The 20,395-nt window shown below is 67.8% G+C and carries 25 protein-coding genes; 9 read left to right on the top strand and 16 right to left on the bottom strand.

All coding sequences use genetic code 11. The features are described from left to right. Positions 1–9 precede the first annotated feature (9 nt). Complete coding sequence (locus EYE40_RS03445; RefSeq protein ID WP_130980637.1) at positions 10–468, top strand: hypothetical protein; 459 nt, start codon at positions 10–12, stop codon at positions 466–468. Here EYE40_RS03445 and EYE40_RS03440 read toward each other — a convergent pair. Further along, positions 465–1,301: a CPBP family intramembrane glutamic endopeptidase gene (locus EYE40_RS03440; protein WP_130980636.1), complete on the bottom strand. Its 837-nt coding sequence runs from the start codon at positions 1,299–1,301 to the stop codon at positions 465–467. The genes EYE40_RS03445 and EYE40_RS03440 overlap by 4 nt on opposite strands. Before the next feature lie 41 nt (positions 1,302–1,342). Between EYE40_RS03440 and EYE40_RS03435 the strand changes: the two genes are divergently transcribed. Continuing rightward, positions 1,343–2,119 carry a lysophospholipid acyltransferase family protein gene (locus tag EYE40_RS03435; protein WP_130980635.1) on the top strand — a complete coding sequence of 259 codons (777 nt, stop codon included), beginning with the start codon at positions 1,343–1,345 and terminating at the stop codon, positions 2,117–2,119. Here the strand turns inward: EYE40_RS03435 and EYE40_RS03430 are convergent. After that, positions 2,116–2,514 (bottom strand): VOC family protein, encoded by a 399-nt coding sequence (locus tag EYE40_RS03430; RefSeq protein WP_130980634.1) that lies wholly within the window; start codon positions 2,512–2,514, stop codon positions 2,116–2,118. The genes EYE40_RS03435 and EYE40_RS03430 overlap by 4 nt on opposite strands. 40 nt (positions 2,515–2,554) lie before the next feature. Beyond that, positions 2,555–3,526, bottom strand: coding sequence for a helix-turn-helix transcriptional regulator (locus EYE40_RS03425; protein WP_130980633.1), 972 nt, complete (start codon positions 3,524–3,526; stop codon positions 2,555–2,557). A 77-nt stretch (positions 3,527–3,603) separates the two neighbouring features. Here EYE40_RS03425 and EYE40_RS03420 point away from each other — a divergent pair, with 77 nt between their 5' ends. Beyond that, positions 3,604–4,014: a VOC family protein gene (locus tag EYE40_RS03420; RefSeq protein WP_130980632.1), complete on the top strand. Its 411-nt coding sequence runs from the start codon at positions 3,604–3,606 to the stop codon at positions 4,012–4,014. A gap of 13 nt (positions 4,015–4,027) precedes the next feature. After that, the gene (locus EYE40_RS03415) at positions 4,028–4,420 is read left to right on the top strand and encodes an RNA-binding S4 domain-containing protein (protein WP_130980631.1); all 393 of its coding nucleotides are present in this window, start codon (positions 4,028–4,030) and stop codon (positions 4,418–4,420) included. Here EYE40_RS03415 and EYE40_RS03410 read toward each other — a convergent pair. Continuing rightward, positions 4,404–5,933, bottom strand: coding sequence for an SPFH domain-containing protein (locus EYE40_RS03410; RefSeq protein WP_130980630.1), 1,530 nt, complete (start codon positions 5,931–5,933; stop codon positions 4,404–4,406). The two genes, EYE40_RS03415 and EYE40_RS03410, sit on opposite strands and share 17 nt — an antisense overlap. A gap of 108 nt (positions 5,934–6,041) precedes the next feature. On the opposite strand from EYE40_RS03410, the gene EYE40_RS03405 reads away from it, so the two are divergent. Further along, a complete protein-coding gene (locus EYE40_RS03405; protein WP_130980629.1) occupies positions 6,042–7,067 on the top strand; it encodes a Rossmann-fold NAD(P)-binding domain-containing protein in 1,026 nt (341 codons plus the stop codon). Here the strand turns inward: EYE40_RS03405 and EYE40_RS03400 are convergent. The 6 genes from EYE40_RS03400 to EYE40_RS03375 form a co-directional block, all read right to left on the bottom strand. After that, on the bottom strand, positions 7,052–7,615 hold the full coding sequence (locus tag EYE40_RS03400) for a dihydrofolate reductase family protein (protein ID WP_130980628.1): 564 nt from the start codon (positions 7,613–7,615) through the stop codon (positions 7,052–7,054). The two genes, EYE40_RS03405 and EYE40_RS03400, sit on opposite strands and share 16 nt — an antisense overlap. 3 nt (positions 7,616–7,618) lie before the next feature. Continuing rightward, positions 7,619–8,092 carry a VOC family protein gene (locus tag EYE40_RS03395; RefSeq protein WP_130980627.1) on the bottom strand — a complete coding sequence of 158 codons (474 nt, stop codon included), beginning with the start codon at positions 8,090–8,092 and terminating at the stop codon, positions 7,619–7,621. A gap of 247 nt (positions 8,093–8,339) precedes the next feature. After that, positions 8,340–10,028 carry a carbohydrate-binding domain-containing protein gene (locus EYE40_RS03390; RefSeq protein WP_130980626.1) on the bottom strand — a complete coding sequence of 563 codons (1,689 nt, stop codon included), beginning with the start codon at positions 10,026–10,028 and terminating at the stop codon, positions 8,340–8,342. Then, positions 10,025–10,813, bottom strand: coding sequence for a polyphosphate polymerase domain-containing protein (locus EYE40_RS03385; protein ID WP_240034692.1), 789 nt, complete (start codon positions 10,811–10,813; stop codon positions 10,025–10,027). Before EYE40_RS03385 ends, EYE40_RS03390 begins: the two co-directional genes overlap by 4 nt. After that, a complete protein-coding gene (locus tag EYE40_RS03380) occupies positions 10,810–11,385 on the bottom strand; it encodes a DUF4956 domain-containing protein (RefSeq protein ID WP_130980625.1) in 576 nt (191 codons plus the stop codon). The genes EYE40_RS03385 and EYE40_RS03380 overlap by 4 nt, the downstream gene beginning before the upstream one ends. A 54-nt stretch (positions 11,386–11,439) precedes the next feature. Beyond that, entirely contained in the window at positions 11,440–13,689 is a 2,250-nt protein-coding gene (locus tag EYE40_RS03375) for an LLM class flavin-dependent oxidoreductase (RefSeq protein WP_130980624.1), read from the bottom strand. 73 nt (positions 13,690–13,762) lie between these two features. Between EYE40_RS03375 and EYE40_RS03370 the strand changes: the two genes are divergently transcribed. Both EYE40_RS03370 and EYE40_RS03365 read left to right on the top strand, forming a co-directional pair. Then, complete coding sequence (locus EYE40_RS03370; protein ID WP_130982746.1) at positions 13,763–14,110, top strand: winged helix-turn-helix transcriptional regulator; 348 nt, start codon at positions 13,763–13,765, stop codon at positions 14,108–14,110. A gap of 34 nt (positions 14,111–14,144) precedes the next feature. Next, complete coding sequence (locus tag EYE40_RS03365; RefSeq protein WP_240034691.1) at positions 14,145–15,137, top strand: ATP-dependent DNA ligase; 993 nt, start codon at positions 14,145–14,147, stop codon at positions 15,135–15,137. Here the strand turns inward: EYE40_RS03365 and ligD are convergent. Continuing rightward, positions 15,134–16,144, bottom strand: coding sequence for a non-homologous end-joining DNA ligase (ligD, locus tag EYE40_RS03360; protein ID WP_193554477.1), 1,011 nt, complete (start codon positions 16,142–16,144; stop codon positions 15,134–15,136). The two genes, EYE40_RS03365 and ligD, sit on opposite strands and share 4 nt — an antisense overlap. Before the next feature lie 101 nt (positions 16,145–16,245). On the opposite strand from ligD, the gene EYE40_RS03355 reads away from it, so the two are divergent. After that, positions 16,246–16,857 carry a ClpP family protease gene (locus EYE40_RS03355; protein WP_130980623.1) on the top strand — a complete coding sequence of 204 codons (612 nt, stop codon included), beginning with the start codon at positions 16,246–16,248 and terminating at the stop codon, positions 16,855–16,857. Beyond that, complete coding sequence (locus EYE40_RS03350; protein WP_130980622.1) at positions 16,857–17,444, top strand: ClpP family protease; 588 nt, start codon at positions 16,857–16,859, stop codon at positions 17,442–17,444. The genes EYE40_RS03355 and EYE40_RS03350 overlap by 1 nt, the downstream gene beginning before the upstream one ends. Positions 17,445–17,448: 4 nt before the next feature. Here EYE40_RS03350 and EYE40_RS03345 read toward each other — a convergent pair whose 3' ends face one another. The 5 genes from EYE40_RS03345 to EYE40_RS03325 all read right to left on the bottom strand — a co-directional run bounded on the left by EYE40_RS03345 (position 17,449) and on the right by EYE40_RS03325 (position 20,387). Beyond that, positions 17,449–17,748 (bottom strand): helix-turn-helix domain-containing protein, encoded by a 300-nt coding sequence (locus EYE40_RS03345; RefSeq protein WP_130980621.1) that lies wholly within the window; start codon positions 17,746–17,748, stop codon positions 17,449–17,451. A 62-nt stretch (positions 17,749–17,810) separates the two neighbouring features. Continuing rightward, positions 17,811–18,620, bottom strand: a complete 810-nt coding sequence (locus EYE40_RS03340; RefSeq protein ID WP_130980620.1) for a siderophore-interacting protein — start codon at positions 18,618–18,620, stop codon at positions 17,811–17,813. A 7-nt stretch (positions 18,621–18,627) separates the two neighbouring features. Further along, complete coding sequence (locus tag EYE40_RS03335; protein WP_130980619.1) at positions 18,628–19,155, bottom strand: hypothetical protein; 528 nt, start codon at positions 19,153–19,155, stop codon at positions 18,628–18,630. Positions 19,156–19,196: 41 nt separating this feature from the next. Further along, positions 19,197–19,904, bottom strand: a complete 708-nt coding sequence (locus tag EYE40_RS03330) for a spermidine synthase (protein ID WP_130980618.1) — start codon at positions 19,902–19,904, stop codon at positions 19,197–19,199. A gap of 9 nt (positions 19,905–19,913) precedes the next feature. Then, positions 19,914–20,387 carry a nitroreductase/quinone reductase family protein gene (locus EYE40_RS03325; RefSeq protein ID WP_130980617.1) on the bottom strand — a complete coding sequence of 158 codons (474 nt, stop codon included), beginning with the start codon at positions 20,385–20,387 and terminating at the stop codon, positions 19,914–19,916. Positions 20,388–20,395: the final 8 nt, after the last annotated feature.

Genomic DNA, 20,395 nt, shown 5'->3' with positions numbered 1-20,395 from the left:
CGTTGCAGCATGTCGTGCATCCGCTTCAACACCCCCGCCCAGCGCCAGGCCATGCGAGACCACGCGCCGGTCATGCTCACGCCCGAGCAGGCGGCCGCGCTGCACCCCGCTCCGCCGGTCACTGACTCGAAGATCGCGCGCCTGCGAACCCTCGCCGCGAGCCCGAACCCGAAGATCCGCGAGAGCGTCGCTTCGAGCTACCACGCTCCCGAAGACCTGTTCGAGAAGCTCGCGAAGGACAGCGACGAGGGTGTGCGGTCGTGGCTCGCCCGCAACGAGAACGTGTCGTGCGACATCCTGCGCTCACTCGCCGATGACGAGTCGGAGAAGGTTCGCGGCTGGCTCGCCCTGAATTTTTTTGTTCCGGATGACGTGATGGCCCGCCTCGCCGACGACCCCGACGACACCGTGCGCGCGCTTGTGCGCTGGAAGGCGGCGCTCGCCTCCGACGAGCTGACCAACGCCTAATTCGCGCTGAACAGAAAGATCCGCACCCACTGCGGATTGTGCGCGTGCACCAGCACGAGGTAGACCACCAGGTCGAACAGCAGGTGTACACACACCACGTAGGTCAGTGATTTGGTCTTCGAGAACGTGTAGCCCTGCAGCAACGCGAACGGGAACGTCATCAGCGGCCCAACTCCGCGGTAGCCGAGCTCCCACAGGAACGACACGAAGATCACGGCCTGCAGCAGGTTCGCCTGCCACATCGGGAAGTGCCGGCGCAGCAGCGCGAAGACGGTGCAGATGAAGAACAGTTCATCCCAGATGCCGACCGCGTTGACGCCGACGAAGAGCCGCGCGAGTTCGTCGGGTGCCTGGATCGCCGGCCAGTTGAGGTAGGCGCCGGTGCCGATGAAGTAGAGCGGCAGGATGAAGTAGCCCAGCGCCACGACGATCACGAGGTACCACTTCTCGAGCGGCGTCCACTTCTGGCCGGTGCGGATCGGGAAGCGGATCACGTGCTCCCGGAACAGGAACCGCGAGCCGACGTACGGCACGACGACCGCGAGCGTCAGCACAATGCCCATCACCACGATGTTGCCGTAACTGATGTCGGCGGCGAGCGAGATGGTGCTGATGATGAGCAGGCCGGCGGCGATGAGAGCGAGGTCGCGCCCGAGGGCGCTGTTGACGAGGAAACCGGCCGCCACGGCGACGAGCAGCACAACGTAGCCGCCCGGCTTCCACTCGAGCGCGAAGAGCAGAACCGCGGAGATCGCGAGCAGTGACGCGGGGAGCAGCGCAAGTCGTGGACGGGGCTGGACGAAGACCCGGGCATCCGCTGTGGCTTCGTGCATTGTCACAGCTTAGGAAACATCCGCTGGATAAACTGACAGGCATGAGTGAACGACGCGGCGACCCCATCTACGGAGCTGCGATCGGGGCCGGCCGCAGCCTGTTCGGCTTCCTCCGGGTGAAGCCCACGGTGGTGGGAGCTGCGAACCTCCCCGACACCGGCGGTGCCGTGTTCGCCCTCACCCACTTCGGCTACATGGACTTCGCCCTCGCCGAGTGGATGACCTGGAAGAAGAACCGTCGCCACGTGCGCTTCCTCGCCACCAAGAACGCTTTCGACAAGCCGGTCGTTGGCTTCCTGCTGCGCGGCATGCGGCACATCTCGGTCGACATGACAGCGGGTGCCGAGGCCTACCGCCAGGCCGTCGCGGCGCTGCGCTCCGGCGAGGCGCTCGGTGTTTTCCCCGAGGGCGGGGTGAGCGCGTCGTACACCGTGCGGGAGCTCAAGACCGGTGCCGTGCGCATGGCCGCCGAGGCCGGTGTTCCGGTGATTCCGATCGCGATCTGGGGCGGGCACCGCCTGCTCACCAAGACCGCCAAGTCGTCGTTCGGCGAGAAGTTCGGCATTCCGGTCAGCTTCGCGATTGGCGAGCCCATCCATGTGACTGCCGAGGATGACTCGGCCGCCGTCACCCTGTCGCTCCGCTCCACCCTGCAGTCGCTGCTCGACCCGCTGCAGCGCGACTACCCCGTCGACGGCACGGGCCAGCCCTGGCAGCCCGCCCACCTCGGCGGAAGCGCGCCGACCCCCGAGGTCGCTGCCGTCGCCGAGGCGGCGCGCAAGGAGCGCAAGGCTGCGGAGCGCGCCGCTCGGCGTTAGCCGCAGATCACGCTCAGGATGTTGCCACTCGGGTCCTTGAACCACGCGATGTCCGGTCCACTGTTGTTCGCCTTGCCACGGCCGATGCCCTTTTCGTCGGTCCACGGCACCTCGGAGTCCTCGTCGTAGATCTTGGTGACGATGCCCCGTTCGTTGAGGGCATCGACCGCCTCGTCGATGTCGGCCACCTCGAAATTCAGGATCGTGAAGCTCGCCGGCACATGGTCGTCGCCCTTGGGATAGGCGATCACCACTCCCCCGCCCGGCAGGCTTATGTCCAGGATTCCCATGTCGTTCTTGTCGACCGTCAGGCCGAGTTTCTCGGTGTAGAACGCGTAGGCCTCATCGACGTCCCGCACGCTGAAGCCGCCGAATGAACCGGTTGGTGTGAACATGTCTGCTCCTCTGCTCTGAATGTGTACGGTGTCCACAATGTCACTGTGTTCGGGATGCGTCCACCGCGCGCAGCATGTTTCCAGCCGCCGACCGCGCCAGCGCGAGGAACTCCGGGCTGCCCCGCAGCTCGTATTCAATGTCGACGGGCACCCAGGCGAGCGAAGAGAGCAGTCCCTCGAGCGTCGCGGCGCGGATCGGCCACACGGTTGTCTCTCCTTCCGCCCAGGCTTCCGCCCCGTACTGTCCGAAGCGTCGCGTCATGGCGTCGTGGGTCATCTTCAGCACGACTTCGCCCGAGTGCAGCTCGCGCAGGGTGCTGATCGTCCGCGCAACAAAGGCCGCGGCGTCGTCTGCGGGCAGCTCGCGGGGCGCGAAGTGCACACGCGTGCCGAAGAAGTCGCTCATCCTGTCGACACGGAAGGTGCGCCAGTCGGAGCGCTCGCGGTCCCACGCGACGAGCAGCCAGCGGCGTTGTGCGGAGACGAGGGAGTGCGGCTCGACCGAGCGCCGCGTCTCATCACCAGAGCCGGACGTGTAGGCGAAGCGGAGGCGCTCGCGGTCGCGGCAGGCGAGCGCGACCTGGCCGAGCAGCCCGGTCGCGACCGCCGCGGAGCCAGGGGCTGCAAGCTCCACGACCGAGGCGAGGGCGTTGACGCGCTCGCGTAGGGCGGCGGGAAGCACCTGCTCGAACTTCGCGAGGGCGCTCAGGCTGGTCTGCTCGCCGTCGACGAGCCCCTGGCTCGCCGTGACCCGCAGGCCGATCGCCATGGCGACGGCCTCCTCGTCGCTCAGCAGCAGCGGAGGCAGCTGCGTTCCCGCCTCCAGACGATAGCCGCCGGATGACCCTCGCTCGGCCTCGACGCGGTAGCCGAGGTCGCGCAGCCGCTCAATGTCGCGGCGCAGCGTGCGCTCGGTCACCCCGAGTCGCTCCGCCAGTTCCGGTCCGGACCATTGCCGGTGCACCTGCAGCAGGCCGAGCAGCGCGAGGATGCGTGAGGTGGTTTCCGCCATTGCCCAAGTCTGCTCGCCATCAGGACAGAAAGCGACCTGATGCGAATTTAGATTGGGGTCAACGGAAAGGAAACACCATGGACATGAAGATCGAACTCATCGCGGTACCCGTCACCGACATCGACCGAGCCAAGGAGTTCTACACCCGCATCGGCTTCAACGCCGACCACGACCAGCGAGTCAACGAGAGCCTGCGCTTCGTGCAGCTCACCCCTCCCGGATCCGCCTGCTCGATCTGCATCGGCGAGGGCATCACCGAGATGGTGCCGGGCACGCAGAACGCCATCCAGATGGTGGTGTCGAATGCGCAGGAGGCGCTCGACCACCTGACCTCGGTCGGCGCCGCGGCCCAGGGTGTCGACAACCAGCCCTGGGGGCTCTTCGTCTACTTCGCCGATCCCGACGGCAACCAGTGGGCGCTGCAGGAACTGCCCGATTATGCGCGACTCGACGCGTGGCGCGAAGAGCACGGTGTCAACAACTTCTAACTAGAGTCGGGATATGACTTCCGGCTCCAGTGTGCGCGTCGACAGCTGGATCTGGGCGGTGCGGGTCGTCAAGACCCGTTCCGCCGCGACCGCGGCCACGAAGGCCGGTCACGTGCGTGTCAACGAGGAACGCGCGAAGCCGTCCCAGCCGGTGCGCCTCGGAGACGAGGTCCGGGTGCGGCTCGAGGGGATTGAACGCATCCTCATCGTTCGTGGTCTCGCCGTGAAGCGGGTCGGAGCGCCCGCCGCCGCACTGCTCTTCGACGACCTCACTCCCCCGCCACCGCCGCGCGAAGAACGCCCGGTCACCGTGGTGCGAGACCGCGGAGCCGGGCGTCCGACGAAACGCGACCGACGCGAGCTCGATAAGCTGCGCGGCCGCGACGAAATTACACAGCCGGAGTAGCGGCCTTCGTCTCCTTGGGCTTGCGCGGCGGGTTGATCGCCTCACCCGCGGCGCGACCCGCTGCGGTTCCGGTGATGATGTCCGCGATGTCGATTCCGACCAGGTCCTTGATGATCTGGGTGGATGTCGCGAGCTGGCCGGCCACGCCCTGGCCGAGTGCGTTCGTTCCGCTCGTTCCGTCGCTCGACAGGATCGTGAGGTTCGAGATCGCCGACAGCGGCTCGGACGCTGCCCGGATGATCTCGGGCAGCAGGGTGATGATCTGCTGGCGCAGGAGATCCTGCGACCGCTCGTCGAGGGCCTCGGCGCGGGCACGCGCGGAGTCTGCCTCGGCGTTACCCTTTGCGCGAATGGCCTCTGCCTCTGCCTCACCCTCGGCGCGGAGTGCCTCGGCAGCCGCGATACGACGGTTCTTGTCGGCGAGACCCTCGGCCTCGACGGCCTCGGCCGCGCTGCGACGACGGTTGCGCTCGGCGATACCCTCTGCCTCGATGGCCTCGGCCGACGAGCGACGGGCATCACGGTCTGCGTTTGCGGCGGCGACCGCAGCACCCGCGGTTGCCTCTGCGCTCTTCTGGATCGAGTAGGCACCGGCGTCTGCGACTGCACGAACCTCGGCGTCGAGCTCCTGCTTGCGCAGTCCCACGCGCTTGCCTGCCGTGATCTCCTGCTGGGCCACGACCTCCTGCTGGGCGATCGCCTCGGCGAGCGGAGCAGCGGCGGCGGCTTCGGCGCGAGCCTTGTCCGTCTCCTTCTGGATCTCCGCGTTGCGCAGGTCGAGCTTGCGCTGCGACTCGGCGACGGCCTGGTCGGCACCGATGCGGGCTTCTTCCGATGCCTGGCGGGACACGGACTCAGCGATCTCGGCGACCTGCTTCACGCGCGCAGCCTCACCACGACCAAGGTCGCGGATGTAGCCGTTGTCGTCGTCGATCTCCTTGATCTGGAGCGTGTCGATCTGCAGGCCCTGAATATCGAGGGAATCGCGAACGGCCTCGAGCACCTGGCCCTGCAGGGCGGAGCGGTTGGTGATGATCTCGGTGACCGTGAGCTGGCCGACTATGGAGCGAACGGAACCGCTCAGCACCTCTTCGGTCGACGTCTCGATCTGGTCCTGCTGGTTGAGGAATCGCTGGGCGGCTGCGCGCACCATCGACTCCGAACCGCCGACCTTGACGACGGCGACGGCGTTCACCTTGATGGTGATCGCGTCGCGGGTCTGGGCTGTCGCCTGCACGTTGAGCTGCCTGCTGCGCAGGCTCAGCTTGAAGTGGGCCTCGACGATCGGCTTGACGAAGACACGGGATCCGAAGACGACGCGCTGTCCGGCATTCTCGCCGGCCTCGACGCCCGGCTTGGTGACCTTCTGGCGCGACGTGACGATGATCGCCTCGTCGGGCTTGGCGACCTTGATGCCGCCGATGAGGATGAAGAATGCGATGAGGAGAACGACGATGACGGCGGCAACGATGCCGACCACCACGAACTCGTTGGGGACCTGTGAGGTGTCCATGCGGGCCTTTCGGGCAGGTGATTTACGAGGATCAGTCCAGTATGTCGCACAGAAACCCCGACCGGTCTACGGGTGGTCTCGGGAAGTCATTCGGCGCAGGATGGTTTTATGCGACTCCTTGTTCTCGGTGGTACGGATTTTGTCGGACGGGCCTTTGTAGATGACGCCCTCGAACGCGGCTGGCACGTGACAACGCTGAATCGGCAGACGCGCGCACCCGAGCTCGGCGTGGAGTCGCTGCGCGGAAACCGGTGGGAGTCCGACGGCCTCGCCGAGTTGAAGGGCGGACGCTGGGACATCGTCGTCGACACCTGGTCGTGGGCTCCGGTGGCCGTGCGGGATGCCGCCGCGCAGCTCGCCGACTCCGTTGATCGCTACGTGTACGTGTCGAGCCGCTCGGTGTACGAGTCCCCGTTGCCGGCCGGCGCGACCGAGAGCGCACCCCTCGTCGAGTCCTCCCCCGACCTGACCGAGGCCGAGTATCCCCAGGCGAAGCGCGGGGGCGAGATCGCCGCGATGGAGCACTTCGGCGATCGCGCGCTGCTGTTGCGAGCTGGGCTCATCCTGGGGCCCAATGAGAACATCGGCCGCCTGCCGTGGTGGCTGGGCCGCGCGGCCCGCGGCGGGGACATACTCGCACCGGGGCCGGCGGACTTGGGGATCCAGTACGTCGACGCCCGCGACCTCGCCGCTTTTGGGCTGGATGCCGCGGCTGCCGGCCTCGGAGGACCCTTCGACATCGTCTCGCCGCCCACCGCCACAACCATGAGCGACCTGCTCGGCGCGTGTCTCGCGGCCACGGGTTCGGACGCGCGGCTGCACTGGGTCGATCCGGCGGTCATCCTCGATGCGGGCGTGGAGCCGTGGACACAGCTTCCGGCCTGGCTCCCGCCCGGCGAGCTGCACGACACGCTGCACGGCAGTGATCCGTCAAAGGCGCTCGCCGCGGGCCTGCGGATCCGTCCGTTGCGGGAGACGGTCGACGACACGTGGAGCTGGTTGCAGTCGCTCGGCGGCGATGCGCCGCAGCGCGAGGATCGGCCACGGCTCGGACTCGACCCCGAGGTCGAAGCGCGCGTGCTGGCCGACCAGGGCTTCGCGGACCGCGTCAGCGACCTTCAGCGCAACGAGTAGACGAGGTTCAGGATGCCGCTGCTGTAGGACTCGCAGCGGAGGAGGGTGAGCCGGTGCATCCCGAAATCACTCGGAAGGTAGCCGATGCCGTCGCCCAGGGTGACGGGCAGCACGGTCAGGTGCAGTTCGTCGACCATCTCGCCGGCGAACAGCGCTCGGGAGAGTTCGATGCTGCCCCACACCATCACATTGCCCTCGCCCGAGGCGAGATCGCGCGCGACGATGACCGGGTCGCGCCGCTCGACGGTCACCGGCGCGAAGTCGCCCCACGGTGCCGTGCCGAGCGAGCGCGAGACCACGGTTTTCGGCAGTGAGTTCAGCCGGTCGGCGACGGGTTCGTCCGCCGCGGTCGGCGTGGGCCAGAAGTCCACGAAGAGGCGATAAGTTCCGGCGCCCAGGAGCACGTGGCCCACCGTTTCCAGCAGTGCGAGCTGGCTCGCATCGGACTCGGAGAAGTCGTCCACCTCGCTGTGAAACGAGATGCCGCCGTTCTCATCGGCCATAAATCCGTCGAGCGTCACCAGTTGCTGCACGATCACCTTGCCCACGTTTCAGCCCGCTGCCGCAGCTTCGATCGCCGCCAGGTCGATCTTCTTCATCTGCATCATGGAGTTCATCGCGCGGCTCGCGCGGCCCGGGTCTGGGTCGTTCAGAAGCTTGCCCATGCCCTTCGGCACGATCTGCCACCACAGCCCGAAGCGGTCCTTCGCCCAGCCGCACGGACCCTCCTCACCGCCGCTGCCGGTGATCGCCTGCCACAGGCGGTCGACCTCGGCCTGGCCATCGACCTCGGTCGACAGCGAGATGGCATCGGTGAAGGGATGTCCCGGTCCGCCGTTCAACGCCTGCACCCGCAGCCCGTTCAGCTCGAAGTCGATCGTGAGCCAGGTGCCGGCCGGAAGCGGCGCGCTCTCCGGGTAGACGCTCGTCGCCAACACCCGCGAGTTGGGGAAAGTCTCGACGTAGAAGTCGACGGCCTCCTTACCTTCGAGGTCGAACCAGAGGACCGGAGTGATGGGGGCCATGATGAAACTCCTTCGGTGACGGGTTCCTCAGTGTAAACACCGTTCACATGCCGTGTCACATCTGCCAGTCGGGCACTCGCAACTGGATCGATTCACCCGGCTCGAACGGCCAGAGAACGTGGTTCGGGTCGCTCGGAGGGTCAATCTCTGGCCGTTGGACCGTTCCACGGCCGCAGCCCCGCCGCCGAACAGCGAAAAGTGCTCCAACCGGGGCGGGTTGGAGCACTTTTCGACGATTCGGCGAGGGTCAGCGGTCCCCGTCTCCGCCAGGGCCGCCGCCGGGGCCGCCACCGCCGGGCATCCCGCCCACGCCGCCGGCCAGGGCAACGCCGCCGGTCGCGGTCGCCGCCGAGGTGCCGTCGACGACGAACGAGTACTCGGCCCCATCCTCGACGTCGGCCGAGGAGTAGACGATCGACGAGAAGTCCTTCGTCGCCTCGAAGGTCGCGAGCACGGTGCCGTCGGCAGCGGTGATCTCGACGAGCGTTCCCGCAGCGAGGGTCTGGTCGAAGGTTGCCGCAACCGTGACCTGCTCGGAGTCCTCGCCGGGGGTGACGGCCATGCCCGAGCTGCCCGCCGCGAGCAGCTCGCCACCGGAGATGGTGAAGCTGCCGTTGACGTCGAGCGCTCCGTTGCCGTCGTTCGTCGGACCGTAGACCGTGACCGAGCCGCCGGTGATCTGAGCCGTGCCGTTCGAGTCGAGGCCGTCGCCATCCGAGTCGAGCACAACCGTGCCGCCGCTGATGAGCACCGAAACGCCCGCCGCCGTGTCTCCCATGCCGGCCCCCTCGGTCGCACCCGACCCGTCGGACGCGTTGATCGCGTCGTCGGTCGAGCGCACGGTGACCTCGCCGTCGGCGATGAGGATGGAAGCGCTCTCGAGCCCCTCCACCGAGTCGGTCACGTCGACCGCCGCTCCGTCGAGCAGCAGTTCGGACTCCGCGTGGACCGCGTCGTCGCCGGACGCGAGGGACAGCGAGCCGCCGGACAGGTGCACCGCGCCATTCACGTTGATCGCGTCATCCGCCGCGTCAGCTTCGATCGTGCCGCCTTCGACGACCAGGAAGACCGACGACTTGAGCGCCTTGGCCGAGTCGTCGGCACCGAGGGTCGCGCCGGCACCGCCGCCGGACTCGAGCGAGAGCGAGCCACCGGTCACCACGAGGTCGGTCTCGGCCTGAAGGGCGTCGCCGCCCGAGGTCACCGAGACGGTTCCGGCCGAGATCGCGATGTAGCCGCGGTCCGCGTCGGTGTCGTTGTCGGCCTTGAGTCCGTCACCCCCGGCGTCGACCTCGATCGTGCCGCCGCTCACCACGAGCGAGTCTTTGCCGCGGATGCCGTCATCCACCGCCGTCACCGAGATGGTGCCGGAGGTGATGGCGAGGCCGTCCTTCGAGGCGATGCCATCATTGCCGTTACCCGTCACTTCGAGTGCGCCGTCGCCGCTGATCATCAGGTCACCCGCGGAGTACAGCGCGGCGTTCACGTCGGCGTCCGAAGCGTAGCTCGACGTGTCGCTGAGCGTGTTGGTCGACCCGTCGGCGAGGATCAGGGAGAGGTTCTCGACGGCGGTCGCCGCGATGGCCGCGCTCGTCGAGCTCGACACAGTGGCCCCGTCGAGCACGAGTGTCACGTCCGCGCCCTCCGCGTTCACGACGACCTGGCCGTCGAGCGATCCGCTCAGCACATAGGTGCCCGCCGCGGTGATCTCGTAGGTGTCGCCCTCGATCGACGACAGGTCGACTGCGGTGGCGGATGACGTGTTGTACGAGCTCTCGCCCACGAATGCCTCCTCGTTGTCAGCGAGTACCTCGGCGGCCGTGACTCCGGCGCTGACCGCCGCGATGGGCGAACCCGAGTCGGTGGTGACCGCTGAGCACCCGGCGAGGATGCCGAGGCTCGCGACGAGCGGAAGGGCGACGAACAGACGTTTCATGATGAGCTCCTGGGGGTTGAGAGGGTGGAGGCGACGGCCGGCAGCAGTTGCCGGTCGAGTACGCGTCGCCATTTGTTCTGCGGGAGTTCGGGCCGCATGGCCGCCATTCCCGTGCCGTATTTGGAGATGTTCGCCGGGCGGTGGCCGTGCGCCCACAGCACCCGGTCGACCGGTGAGGCGGTGGATCCCGACTTGGTCTCCACGACCGCGAGGCCGGGCGTCGCTATCGTGTGCCCGGTGTTGTCGATCCAGCTGAGGGCGGTGTCGATGGTCGCGCGGCTGCTCCCCTCCGGCACGAACAGCGTCGTGCGCTGGTAACGGGTGACCAGGGTCGGCTGCAGCGCCGAAGTGGGCACCGAGTCGATGCCGGCCTCGTGCAGCGCGAACTGCACGTAACCGTCATCGCCCTCGAGCGAATCGTTCGCCGCCACCGGGTGCTCGACCCGCTCCTTCACTGTCAGACTGCGCCCGCCGCGGGTCTTCACCTCGAGGTAGCACTGCGCCGACTCCAGGTACGTGCGGGTGCGCACTTTGAAACGACGCCGCCGACGACGAGCTGCGGCCAGATAGCTGTCGAGCCCCGCCGTGTCGAAATACACCGAGCGGTATTCGGATGCCCGCAGCCCCTCGATCTCGAGAACACGGGTCGCACCACCCAGGTCGCCGAGCAGCGCGTCGAGCCCTGAAACCGGGACGAGGTACTTGCGGTCCACTCGCGTCAGCAGGGATGCCCGTTCCGTGAGTTCCTCGAGGGAGATGGGTTCGAGCATCTCGAGGCGGCTCACGCGACACGCTCCCGGGTCACGGCGGCGCTCGCGCCGAGCTCGTACTTCACGTCGACTGTGGTGGTGTCATCCACCAGATCGAGTTGCTGCACCGTCACGCCGTGCACGCGGGCACCGAGCAGGCCTTCGAGGTGGGCGATGAGCGCCGTCTCGTCCGCGATGGCCCGATCGAGCACCACGACCTGGTGACGGTAGTGCTTGAGAAGGTGGTTGGAGTCGCCCACGAACATGACGAGCAGGATGAGCGCCATGAGCGCGAGCGGCACCACATCGAGGGTCGACGTCATGCCGGCGATGAGGCCGAGCGCGAGCGAGGCGAAGTAGTAGGCCACCTCGTGCTGCGCGATCTCGGAGGAGCGCAGGCGGATGATCGACAGCACCCCGAAGAGACCGAGACCGAGTCCGACGCCGACGGTGCTCGTGGCGAGCACCTCGGTCACGGCGAGCACTCCGACGTTCACTACGAGGTACGCGACAACGAGATCGCGTCGGCGGTGGCGCCGGAAATACAGGCCGAAGGTCAGCACGGCGACGGCGACGAGGTCGATCGCGATGATGGCGAGGGTGTCCATGGGAACTCCTTGGGTTGGTATTCCCCCACCCAAGCCGGTATCCCTATGTCATTCCTATGAGCCGTCTGTGTGGCTCATCGCAATCGGGAAGTTGTCGCGGAACAGGTTGGCCGGGTCGTATCGCTCTTTGAGCGAGCGCAACCGCGCGAGGGTCGCGGGCGGGAAGGCGCTCGCGAGATCCTCGGCCGTCTGCCCGGTCTCGAAGCTGAGGTACGAGCCGAGGAAGTGCTCGCGCAGCGGCGCCCAGGCGGCATCGAGCTGGGCGGCGTTGGACCCGAGGGCGACCACGGAGAAGCCGGCGCTGCGGTGGGCGAAGGCCGTGGCATCCGGAGCCACATCGGCGACCGCACCGCCCATGGACCGCACCGAGAAGAAGTGGGATGCGCCACTGGCGATGAGCTCACCCGCCGCCCGCGCGACGCCGCTGTCGAACCGCTCGATGAGCCCCGATCGGGACAGCGGCTCGCCCTGCCCGCGGTGAGGTCCGCCCTGCACGTTTGCCATAACGCTCGCGTATGACTGCATCTGCACGGACTGCTGCACGAGCGGCGCCAGCTCGGCCATCGGCTGCAGGCGTTCGAGCACGGTGTCGGGGTCCGACGAGTCGACCAGGGTCAGCACTTGCGCAATATTCGAGGCTCCGCCCATCATCAGGAAGCTCGTAAGATCGCGCGGCGACCCCTGCACCAGCGCGCCCCAGCTCTCGAGGAACTCTGCGGTGTCGTCGAGCTGGAAAGCGAGCTGCGCGAACGCGACCAGCCCCACCTCGTCGACCTCGAACTCGAAGCTCGTTGCGACGCCGAAGTTGCCGCCGGCGCCGCGCATCGCCCAGAACAGGTCGGGGTTCTCGTCCTCGCTGGCACGGGTGACGGTGCCATCGGCGAGCACCACCTCGACCGCGCGCAGGTGGTCGATCGTGAGCCCGTGTTCGCGCACCAACCAGCCGATGCCGCCCGCCGTCGCAAGCCCTCCCACGCCGACCCCGCCGTAGTCGCCCGACGACAGCGCCCAGCCGTGCGGCTCGAGGGCGTTCGCGACGTCGGTCCAGCGCGCTCCCGCGCCGACCCGCACGAGCCGGTCGCCGATGACCTCGATGCCGTTCAGCTTCTTCAGATCGATGACGATGCCGCCGTCGTTCGTGGACCGACCGCTGATGCCGTGCCCGCCACTGCGAATGCCGAGAGCATGCGAGGGATGACGCCGCGCGTACTCGAGCGCCTCGACAACCTCGGCAGTCGAAGAAGGGCGCAGCACGATACCCGGGTTGCCCCCGCGCATGTAGTTGGACTTGACCCGGGCGAATCCGAAGTCACCGGGCTCGACCGCGCCCGCCCTCAGCGACTCGGGGATTCCCGCGTAGTCGATGCCCTCGCGGCGCAGGGCGATCGACGCGGCAGAGCGCACCTCCTCGCCCGCTCCACGCTCGGCGGCTACGGCCTCGCGCAGGGCAGGCGCCACCTCTTCGGCGAAGCGCTGCATAACCGCAGGGTCGTCGGAGGCGAGGATGAACGTCGCGAAGCCGTGCTCGAGCGCGAGCGGGGTCAGCTGCTCGACCCACTGCTCGGCGGGTCCGTCGAGCATGCCGCCATTGCGGGCAGCGAACTGGCCACCCACGTTGAGGAGCCTGCGCACTTCGCGCGGCTCTCGTCCGGCCGCGCGAGCCGCCTCATCGATGGCGGCGTTGCTCGACTCGAGGTCGCCCGGCTGCAGGTACGCGAGGCTGGGCAACCAGCCGTCCGCCTTGGTACCGGTGAGCCGCAGCATCCGGGGCTTCAGTGCACCCAGCCAGATGGGGATGTCGTGGGCCGGCGCAGGTCCGCGCTTCGCGCCGCGCAGGTGGTAGTACTCGCCCTCGATGCGCAGCGGGCGCCGTTCATCCGCATCCCAGATGCCCCGGATGACGTCGATCGCCTCGTCCAGCGCGCTGACCCCCTGCCCGGGCGTCAGCTTGGTGCCGCCCATGGAATCGATGGCGTCCCAGAAGCCGCCCGCGCCGAGGCCCAGGTCGAAACGACCACCGCTCAAGAGGTCGAGGGATGCCGCCGCCCGCGCGAGCACGGCCGGCGGACGCATGGCGAGGTTGAGCACGTTGCCGCTCACGTGGATGGTCGAGGTGCGAGCCGCGACCCAGCTGAGCAGCGTCCAGGTGTCGAGGAAACCCGGCTGGTAAGGGTGGTCCTGGAAGGTCACGAGGTCGAACCCGAGCTCCTCCGCGATCACCGCGAGCTCGACCGTCTGGTCGGGGGCCGCGTTCGACGGCGTGATGAAGGTTCCGAACTGGAGGGTGTGGCGGTAGTCGGGCATGGGTCAAGTCTGAGCGGATCGGGAGCACTGTGCAAACACCCCGTAAGCCGCTTACACTAAGTAAGTGAGCACAATGACCCGCACCGACTTCCAGACTTCCGTCTTCGAGCACATCGACGAAGACGCCTGCCGCCTCTTCCAAAGCTCGGTCGAGCTGATCGGCCGCCGCTGGAGCTCCGGCATCATGCTCGCCCTCTCCCGCCGCGCGACCCGCTTCAGCGCGATCCTCGCCGTAGTTCCCGGCCTCTCCGACCGCATGCTCTCGCAGCGACTGAAAGAGCTGGAGCATGCCGGCCTGATCGAGCGCGAGGTGCTCGCCACAACGCCCGTGCAGGTGCACTACACACTTACTGAGCGCGGCGCCGACCTTATGGACTCCATGCAGCCGATCGTCGCGTGGGGCGTTCGCTGGGAATCCTGAGATGTTTTCTAGCGCCGAGGACTAACCTGCCCGCATGGAACCGATGCTGGCCAAGGCCGTTTCAGCGATCCCCCTCCCCGATTCGGTCGAGGGCGGGCTGCTCTACGAACCGAAGTGGGACGGATTCCGCGGCATCGTGACGTTCGACGGCGAGACCGTCGAGATCGGCAGCCGAGGGGCGAAGCCGCTCACCCGGTATTTCCCTGAGCTGGTAGCCGAGTTCAGCAGGCAGCTGAAGAAGCCGTGTGTGCTCGACGGCGAGATCATCCTGCCGGTTGCCGGGCGTCTCGACTGGGAGGCCCTCTCGCAGCGCATCCACCCCGCTCAAAGCCGCATCGACAAGCTCTCGGTCGAGACGCCCGCCTCCTTCGTCGCTTTCGACCTGCTGGATGACCCAACCCTGCCGTTCAGCGAGCGACGGGCGGCACTCGAGAAGTTGTCGCTGACAGCTCCCCTGCACCGCAGCCAGGTCACGACCGACGTGGAACTCGCTCAGCACTGGCTCGAGGAGTTCGAAGGCGCGGGTCTCGACGGCGTCGTCGCCAAGCCACTCGCCGCCGCCTACGCGCCCGGCAAGCGTGTGATGCTCAAGATCAAACATCACCGCACGGCCGACGTCGTTGCGCTCGGCTACCGCATCCACAAGTCCCGAGCCGGTGTCGGCTCGCTGCTCGTCGGCCTCTACGACGAAGGGGAATTGAAGAACGTCGGCGGGGTGTCCGCGTTCAGCAACGCGCGCCGGCTGGAGCTGATCGACGAGCTGGAGCCGCTCGTCACTCGCGGCGACGACGGAGCGGCCGAGACCGGCGAACGCGAGCGAAACCGTTTCTCCGGCGCCAAGGACCAGTCCTTCGTCACGTTGCGCCCCGAGCGTGTGCTCGAGGTGCGCTACGACCAGATGGAGGGCGAGCGCTTTCGGCACACCGCCCAGTTCGAGCGCTGGCGGGATGACCGCGATCCGCGCTCCTGCACCTACGACCAGCTTGAGGTGCCGGCGAAGTACGACCTGGCGAAAGTGCTCGCCTAGTCCGTCTTCTTGGCGCGGGAGGGCTGCACACGCGGCGGCTCCCCCGGCATCTTCGGGAAGTCGGGCGGGAAGACGAGTTCGCCGAGTCCGTTCTCGAGATCCCGCTCCCACCAGCTGAGCAGCGTGTCGATCGTGCCGGGTGTGTCGTGCATGTGCTCCCACGGGTCGCCGGTAGATGCGAGCCGGCCGGGCATCGTGAGGATCGTGAAGTCGGTAGGCTTCACCGATTCGAGCTCGTCCCACTCGATCGGAGCGGAGACCGTGGCGGTCGGCAGCGCTCGTGGGCTGTAGGCACCGGCCATAGTGCGGTCGCGGTTGGCCTGGTTGTAGTCGACGAACATCTTCTCGCCGCGCTCTTCCTTCCACCAGTTGGTCGTCACCTTGTCCGGCATGCGCCGCTCGAGTTCGCGGGCGGCCGCGATGACCGCGTGTCGCACGTCGAGGAACTCGTGGGTCGGCTCGATCGGCGCGAAGACGTGCAGGCCACGATTGCCGCTCGTTTTGATGAAGGCGGTCAGTCCGGCCTCGGCGAGAAGGGAGCGCAGCTCGAGGGCCGCGGGGATCGTCTCTGCGAATCCGGTTCCGGGCTGGGGGTCGAGGTCGATGCGCAGCTGGTCGGGATTGTCGGGGTCGCCCGCCTTCGACGCCCAGGGGTGGAAGACCACGGTGTTCATCTGCGCAGCCCAGACAATGCCGGCCGGTTCATCGAGCACGAGCTGCGGGTGGGACCGCCCGCTCGGGTAGGTCACGGGCACCGCGCGAACGTAATCCGGAGTCCCCTTGGGCGGATTCTTCGAGAAGAACTGTTCTCCGTCGATGCCACCCGAGAACCGCTGCAGCGACACCGGGCGATCGCCGTTGGCCCGCAGGAACGGCACCGATACCTCGACGAAATAGGTCGCGAGGTCGAGCTTGGTGATGCCGAGCTCCTGCCAGAGCACACGGCTCGGGCTCGAGATGCGCACCTCGCGGTCGCCCGCCTGGATCGTCGTCGCTTCGCTGGCCATGCCGACACGCTACTCCTCACGGGTTTGCGCGCTGCTGTCGGCTGATCAGCTCACAGCATCATCTGTGGTGCGCGGGATGCCCCGAGCCGCACGCTTCTCGTATGCCCAATGAATCAGCACCTCCCCGCTTCACCGACCGAGTCCGGCAGGAGCTCGCCCACCAGCGCATCCTCGTGCTGGACGGCGCGCTCGACGACGACAACGGCACCCTCCTCACCACCCAGCTGCTGACGCTGGCCGCCGAGGATGCGATCTCGGACATCACTCTCTGGATCCACTCGCCCGGCGGCTCGGTGCCGTCGATGCTCGCCATCCGCGATGTCATGCGCCTCGTGCCGAACGACGTCTCGACCGTGGCTCTCGGCCTCGCCTGCAGCGCCGGTCAGTTCCTGCTCTCGGCGGGAACGAAAGGCAAGCGCTCCGCCCTCCCCCACGCGCGGGTGCTCATGCACCAGGGTTCGGCCGGCATCGGCGGCTCAGCCGTCGAGGTGGAGGTGCAGGCGGGCGACCTGCGGCACACGCGCGACACGGTGCTCGGCCTCATCGCCGAGGACACCGGGCAGAGCGTCGAGACCATCTTCGAGGACTCCCTGCACGACCGCTGGTACACGGCCTCCGAGGCGCGCGCCTACGGGTTCATCGACTCCGTGGTCACCTCGCTCGACCAGGTCGTGCCGACCCGGCGTCGCCACGCGGGACTGGGAGCGAGCTGATGAGCGGCTACACGATCCCGAACGTGATCACGCAGCATCCTCGGGGCGACCGGGTGATGGATGTCTACTCGCACCTGCTCAGCGAGCGGATCATCTACCTCGGCACCGGCATCGACGCGGGCGTCGCGAACGCGCTCATCGCGCAGCTGCTGCACCTCGAGGCCGACAGCTCCAGCCAGGAAATCAACCTCTACATCAACTGCGAGGGCGGCGATCTGACCCCGATGCTCGCCATCTACGACACGATGCAGTACATTCAGGCGCCGGTCGCGACGACCTGCATCGGCCAGGCGATCGGCCCCGGCGCTGTGCTGCTCGCCGCGGGTGCCGCCGGGCGGCGTGCCGTGCTGCCGCACACGCGGGTGGTGCTGCACCAGCCTGCGGCGAGCGGTCGGGGCACCATCCCGGACCTCATTCTGCAGGCGGATGAGGTGGTGCGCGTGCGCGCCGAGATCGAGCAGGTGCTGTCGACCCACACCGGGCAGTCGGTCGAGACGCTGCGCGCCGACACCGACCGGGACCGGCTCTTCGTGGCGCAGGCGGCGGTGGATTACGGTCTCGTCGACCGGGTGCTCGCGCAGCGCTAGGCACTCACGCGGCGAGCAGCATCGTCTCGGAACGGGATGGGGCGAGCTGCTCCGCGACGTCGGTGGTGAGGTCGACCAGGGTCGTGCCGAGCGCGCCGAGCACGGCGGCGATCATCTCGCTCGAGGGCTCCTTGAGTCCGCGCTCGATCTCGGAGAGGTACTGCGGCGAAATGCCTGCCCGGGCGGCCGTCTCCGCAAGTGTCTTGCCCGCGGCGAGACGCCTCGCGCGCAGGCTCTCACCGACCAGTTCGCGCCAGAGCGGTTCGGGGGTGCGGACGGGGCGCAGGGGGATGATCTCAGCCATGGTTCACCCTAGTCACGCCGCGTCGACCTGGCCTCGAAATTCTGCCCAGAGCAGAACGGCGCTCAGTCGTCGATCCGCCCGATCGGCTCGCGCTTCTCGGCCTGGAAGCGATCTTCCGTGCGCCCCTGCGCCCAATAGCCGGAGAGGGATCGCAGCTCGCGGCGGACCCCGCGCTCGGCGAAGATCGCCCGCAGTGCCTTCATCGACTCCCGCTCGCCGTGCGCGAAGACCTGCACGTCGCCCTCGGGCCAGTCCGCGGCAGCGACAGCAGCCACAAGGCTCTCGCCACGACTGCGGAACACCCAGGTCATCTCGATGCCGTCCGGTTCGCCGAGCAACTGCATGTCCTCGAAATCCTCGGCCTCGATGATCGCCAGGCCCGTTGCCCCGTTCGGCAGGGACTCGAGCGCCGCGGCGATCGCGGGGGTGGCCGACTCGTCGCCGGCGAAGACGTAAGCCGCGACATCCTCAGTCGGGATGAACGCCCCGCCCGGCCCCGCCAGCGCGATGCGATCCCCGACTCGCGCGCCTCGCGCCCACGGACCCGCGACTCCTTCGTCCCCGTGCACCACGAAGTCGATGGCGAGGCGGCGGCGTTGCTCGTCGACGAGCCGGATCGTGTACGTGCGCACCACGGGCCAGTCTTCCTGCGGAAGGCTCGCGCGCAGCGCCTCGATGTCGTACGGCGGATCGAGTCCCAGCTCGGGCTTCACGAAGAAGATCTTCACGTACTTGTCGGTCGCGGGGATGTTCTCGAACTCACGGAACCCGGGCCCGCCGAGGAACACCCGCACCATGTGCCGGCTGACGATCATCGTGTCGACGACCTCGAGCACGATCTGCGAGCGGGGCTTGCGCGGTTCGGGTGACATGGGGTCCTCAGTATTCGGGCACGGAGTCGAGCTGGAGCTTGACGAAGTCGACGGTCAGTAGGTCGGCGATTCTCGACTCGCGCTCGGCGGCGTAGTCGGGGTCGCGCGAGTCGACGGCACGCGCGGCGAGGGTGGTGGCGACGGCACCGCTGATCTCCTGCCAGGCCTCTTGGCGGGACTGCTCGACGATTTTCGCGATGGCCGCGTCGTCTTCGGCCAGCTCGCGCTGGGCGTTGGCGAGCCCGCGGTAGATGGAGATATTGCGGCCGGTGAGCTGTTCGCGGGCGAGCAGCACGTTCTGGGCGGCGAGCGACTCGAACTCGGCGCGGGCGAACTCGGCCAGCTCGTCGGGATCGTAGGAACTGTCATCGCGGATCGCGGAGACGATGAGATGGTTGCGCACCTGCATACGAACGGCGGTGTGCGAGATGAGGATGCCCTCCTCGACCACACGCTCGACGGGTGCCGGCTCCACCGGTTCGGGTGCGACGAATTTGCCGAGATTCACGCGCGATCTGCGCTTGAAGAGTGCCACGTCGTTCACCGCCCCCGGGCTGGAAATCGAGGGCCGTCGCCCTACGGCAAGTTTATCGGGTCGGTTCCGACATAGACGCTGTTGGTCGAGATGCCGCCGGTGATCGCGTTCGGGAATGGCACGAGGTGCCCCGCGGTCGTCGCGAACACTTCGGCGAGGGTGGCGCTGAACACGGCCTCGGGCGGGTCGTCCGACCAGAGCGCGAACACTCCGCCGGGCTTGAGATGCCGGGCCATGCGACGCAGGCCGTCGGCCGTATAGAAGTCGCCGTGGCTGGTGTTCAGCCAGTGCTGCGGCGAGTGGTCGATGTCGACGAGGATGGCATCCCACTGACGCGTGGGCTCGCGGCGCATGAGGGCGAAGTAGTCGTCGGTGACGAGGGTGGTGCGCCGGTCTCTCACCAGCTCTGTGGATACCGGCAGCAGTTCGCGCTCGTGCCAGCCGACCACCGCGCCGAGCGCTTCGACGACGGTGAGCGACCCGACGTTGTTGTGCTCGAGAACGGCGGCGGCGGTATACCCGAGCCCGAGCCCGCCGACCATCACGTCGAGCTTCTCGCCGCTGACCGCGGCGAGGCCGAGGTGCGCGAGCTCGATCTCGGCGACGGTGAACAGGCTCGACATGAGGTACTCGTCACCGAGCTTCACCTCGAAGATGTCGACCTCGAGCGACGGGTCGAACCGGCGGCGGAGGTTGATCTCCCCCATCGGCGTCTCCTGGTTGTCGAGCTCTTCGAATCGGGAGATCATGGGCCTGCCTCAGCTGGGGGTGAGCCGGAAGATCCTCAGCACCCGACCGGATGCGCGCTCGTAGCCACGATAGCCGGGCCACTGCTTTTCGATGTACGCCCAGACGGCTTCGCGCTCGTCGTCTGCAACGAGCATGGCGTGCACATCCTGTCGACGGCCGTGGATGCTGACCGCGGCCCCCGGGTTCTTCAGCAGGTTGCCGGTCCAGGCCGGGTGGTTGCCGCGCGCGAAGTTGCTTCCGGTGACGAGGATGCGCCCATCGGGCTCGGGACAGTACATGAGCGTCGTGTCCCGTTCGATGCCCGATCTCGCACCGATCGTGTGCAGCACGAGCGAGGGAACGAGCAGCCCGCTCAGCTGCACCCGCCCGCCCGTGATCGCGGTCATCACCCGCTCCAGCGGCGGCATGATCGTCGGCCCGACGCGACGGAAGAACCGCGTGCGCGAGAACCGCGCGACGACGACACGAACCGGGTTGGGCATGCAACCAG

Source organism: Glaciihabitans arcticus, from assembly GCF_004310685.1.
Classification (GTDB): domain Bacteria; phylum Actinomycetota; class Actinomycetes; order Actinomycetales; family Microbacteriaceae; genus Conyzicola; species Conyzicola arctica.
Note: the sequence above shows the minus strand (reverse complement) of the source record. Positions and strands in the feature narration are given on the sequence as shown.

Excerpts from the sequence above, each read along its gene's own strand:
- EYE40_RS03445 (WP_130980637.1), top strand. The coding sequence starts at position 10 with ATGTCGTGCATCCGCTTCAACACCCCCGCCCAGCGCCAGGCCATGCGA.
- EYE40_RS03440 (WP_130980636.1), bottom strand. The coding sequence starts at position 1,301 with ATGCACGAAGCCACAGCGGATGCCCGGGTCTTCGTCCAGCCCCGTCCA.
- EYE40_RS03435 (WP_130980635.1), top strand. The coding sequence starts at position 1,343 with ATGAGTGAACGACGCGGCGACCCCATCTACGGAGCTGCGATCGGGGCC.
- EYE40_RS03430 (WP_130980634.1), bottom strand. The coding sequence starts at position 2,514 with ATGTTCACACCAACCGGTTCATTCGGCGGCTTCAGCGTGCGGGACGTC.
- EYE40_RS03425 (WP_130980633.1), bottom strand. The coding sequence starts at position 3,526 with ATGGCGGAAACCACCTCACGCATCCTCGCGCTGCTCGGCCTGCTGCAG.
- EYE40_RS03420 (WP_130980632.1), top strand. The coding sequence starts at position 3,604 with ATGGACATGAAGATCGAACTCATCGCGGTACCCGTCACCGACATCGAC.
- EYE40_RS03415 (WP_130980631.1), top strand. The coding sequence starts at position 4,028 with ATGACTTCCGGCTCCAGTGTGCGCGTCGACAGCTGGATCTGGGCGGTG.
- EYE40_RS03410 (WP_130980630.1), bottom strand. The coding sequence starts at position 5,933 with ATGGACACCTCACAGGTCCCCAACGAGTTCGTGGTGGTCGGCATCGTT.
- EYE40_RS03405 (WP_130980629.1), top strand. The coding sequence starts at position 6,042 with ATGCGACTCCTTGTTCTCGGTGGTACGGATTTTGTCGGACGGGCCTTT.
- EYE40_RS03395 (WP_130980627.1), bottom strand. The coding sequence starts at position 8,092 with ATGGCCCCCATCACTCCGGTCCTCTGGTTCGACCTCGAAGGTAAGGAG.
- EYE40_RS03390 (WP_130980626.1), bottom strand. The coding sequence starts at position 10,028 with ATGAAACGTCTGTTCGTCGCCCTTCCGCTCGTCGCGAGCCTCGGCATC.
- EYE40_RS03380 (WP_130980625.1), bottom strand. The coding sequence starts at position 11,385 with ATGGACACCCTCGCCATCATCGCGATCGACCTCGTCGCCGTCGCCGTG.
- EYE40_RS03375 (WP_130980624.1), bottom strand. The coding sequence starts at position 13,689 with ATGCCCGACTACCGCCACACCCTCCAGTTCGGAACCTTCATCACGCCG.
- EYE40_RS03370 (WP_130982746.1), top strand. The coding sequence starts at position 13,763 with ATGACCCGCACCGACTTCCAGACTTCCGTCTTCGAGCACATCGACGAA.
- EYE40_RS03365 (WP_240034691.1), top strand. The coding sequence starts at position 14,145 with ATGGAACCGATGCTGGCCAAGGCCGTTTCAGCGATCCCCCTCCCCGAT.
- ligD (WP_193554477.1), bottom strand. The coding sequence starts at position 16,144 with ATGGCCAGCGAAGCGACGACGATCCAGGCGGGCGACCGCGAGGTGCGC.
- EYE40_RS03355 (WP_130980623.1), top strand. The coding sequence starts at position 16,246 with ATGCCCAATGAATCAGCACCTCCCCGCTTCACCGACCGAGTCCGGCAG.
- EYE40_RS03350 (WP_130980622.1), top strand. The coding sequence starts at position 16,857 with ATGAGCGGCTACACGATCCCGAACGTGATCACGCAGCATCCTCGGGGC.
- EYE40_RS03345 (WP_130980621.1), bottom strand. The coding sequence starts at position 17,748 with ATGGCTGAGATCATCCCCCTGCGCCCCGTCCGCACCCCCGAACCGCTC.
- EYE40_RS03340 (WP_130980620.1), bottom strand. The coding sequence starts at position 18,620 with ATGTCACCCGAACCGCGCAAGCCCCGCTCGCAGATCGTGCTCGAGGTC.
- EYE40_RS03330 (WP_130980618.1), bottom strand. The coding sequence starts at position 19,904 with ATGATCTCCCGATTCGAAGAGCTCGACAACCAGGAGACGCCGATGGGG.
- EYE40_RS03325 (WP_130980617.1), bottom strand. The coding sequence starts at position 20,387 with ATGCCCAACCCGGTTCGTGTCGTCGTCGCGCGGTTCTCGCGCACGCGG.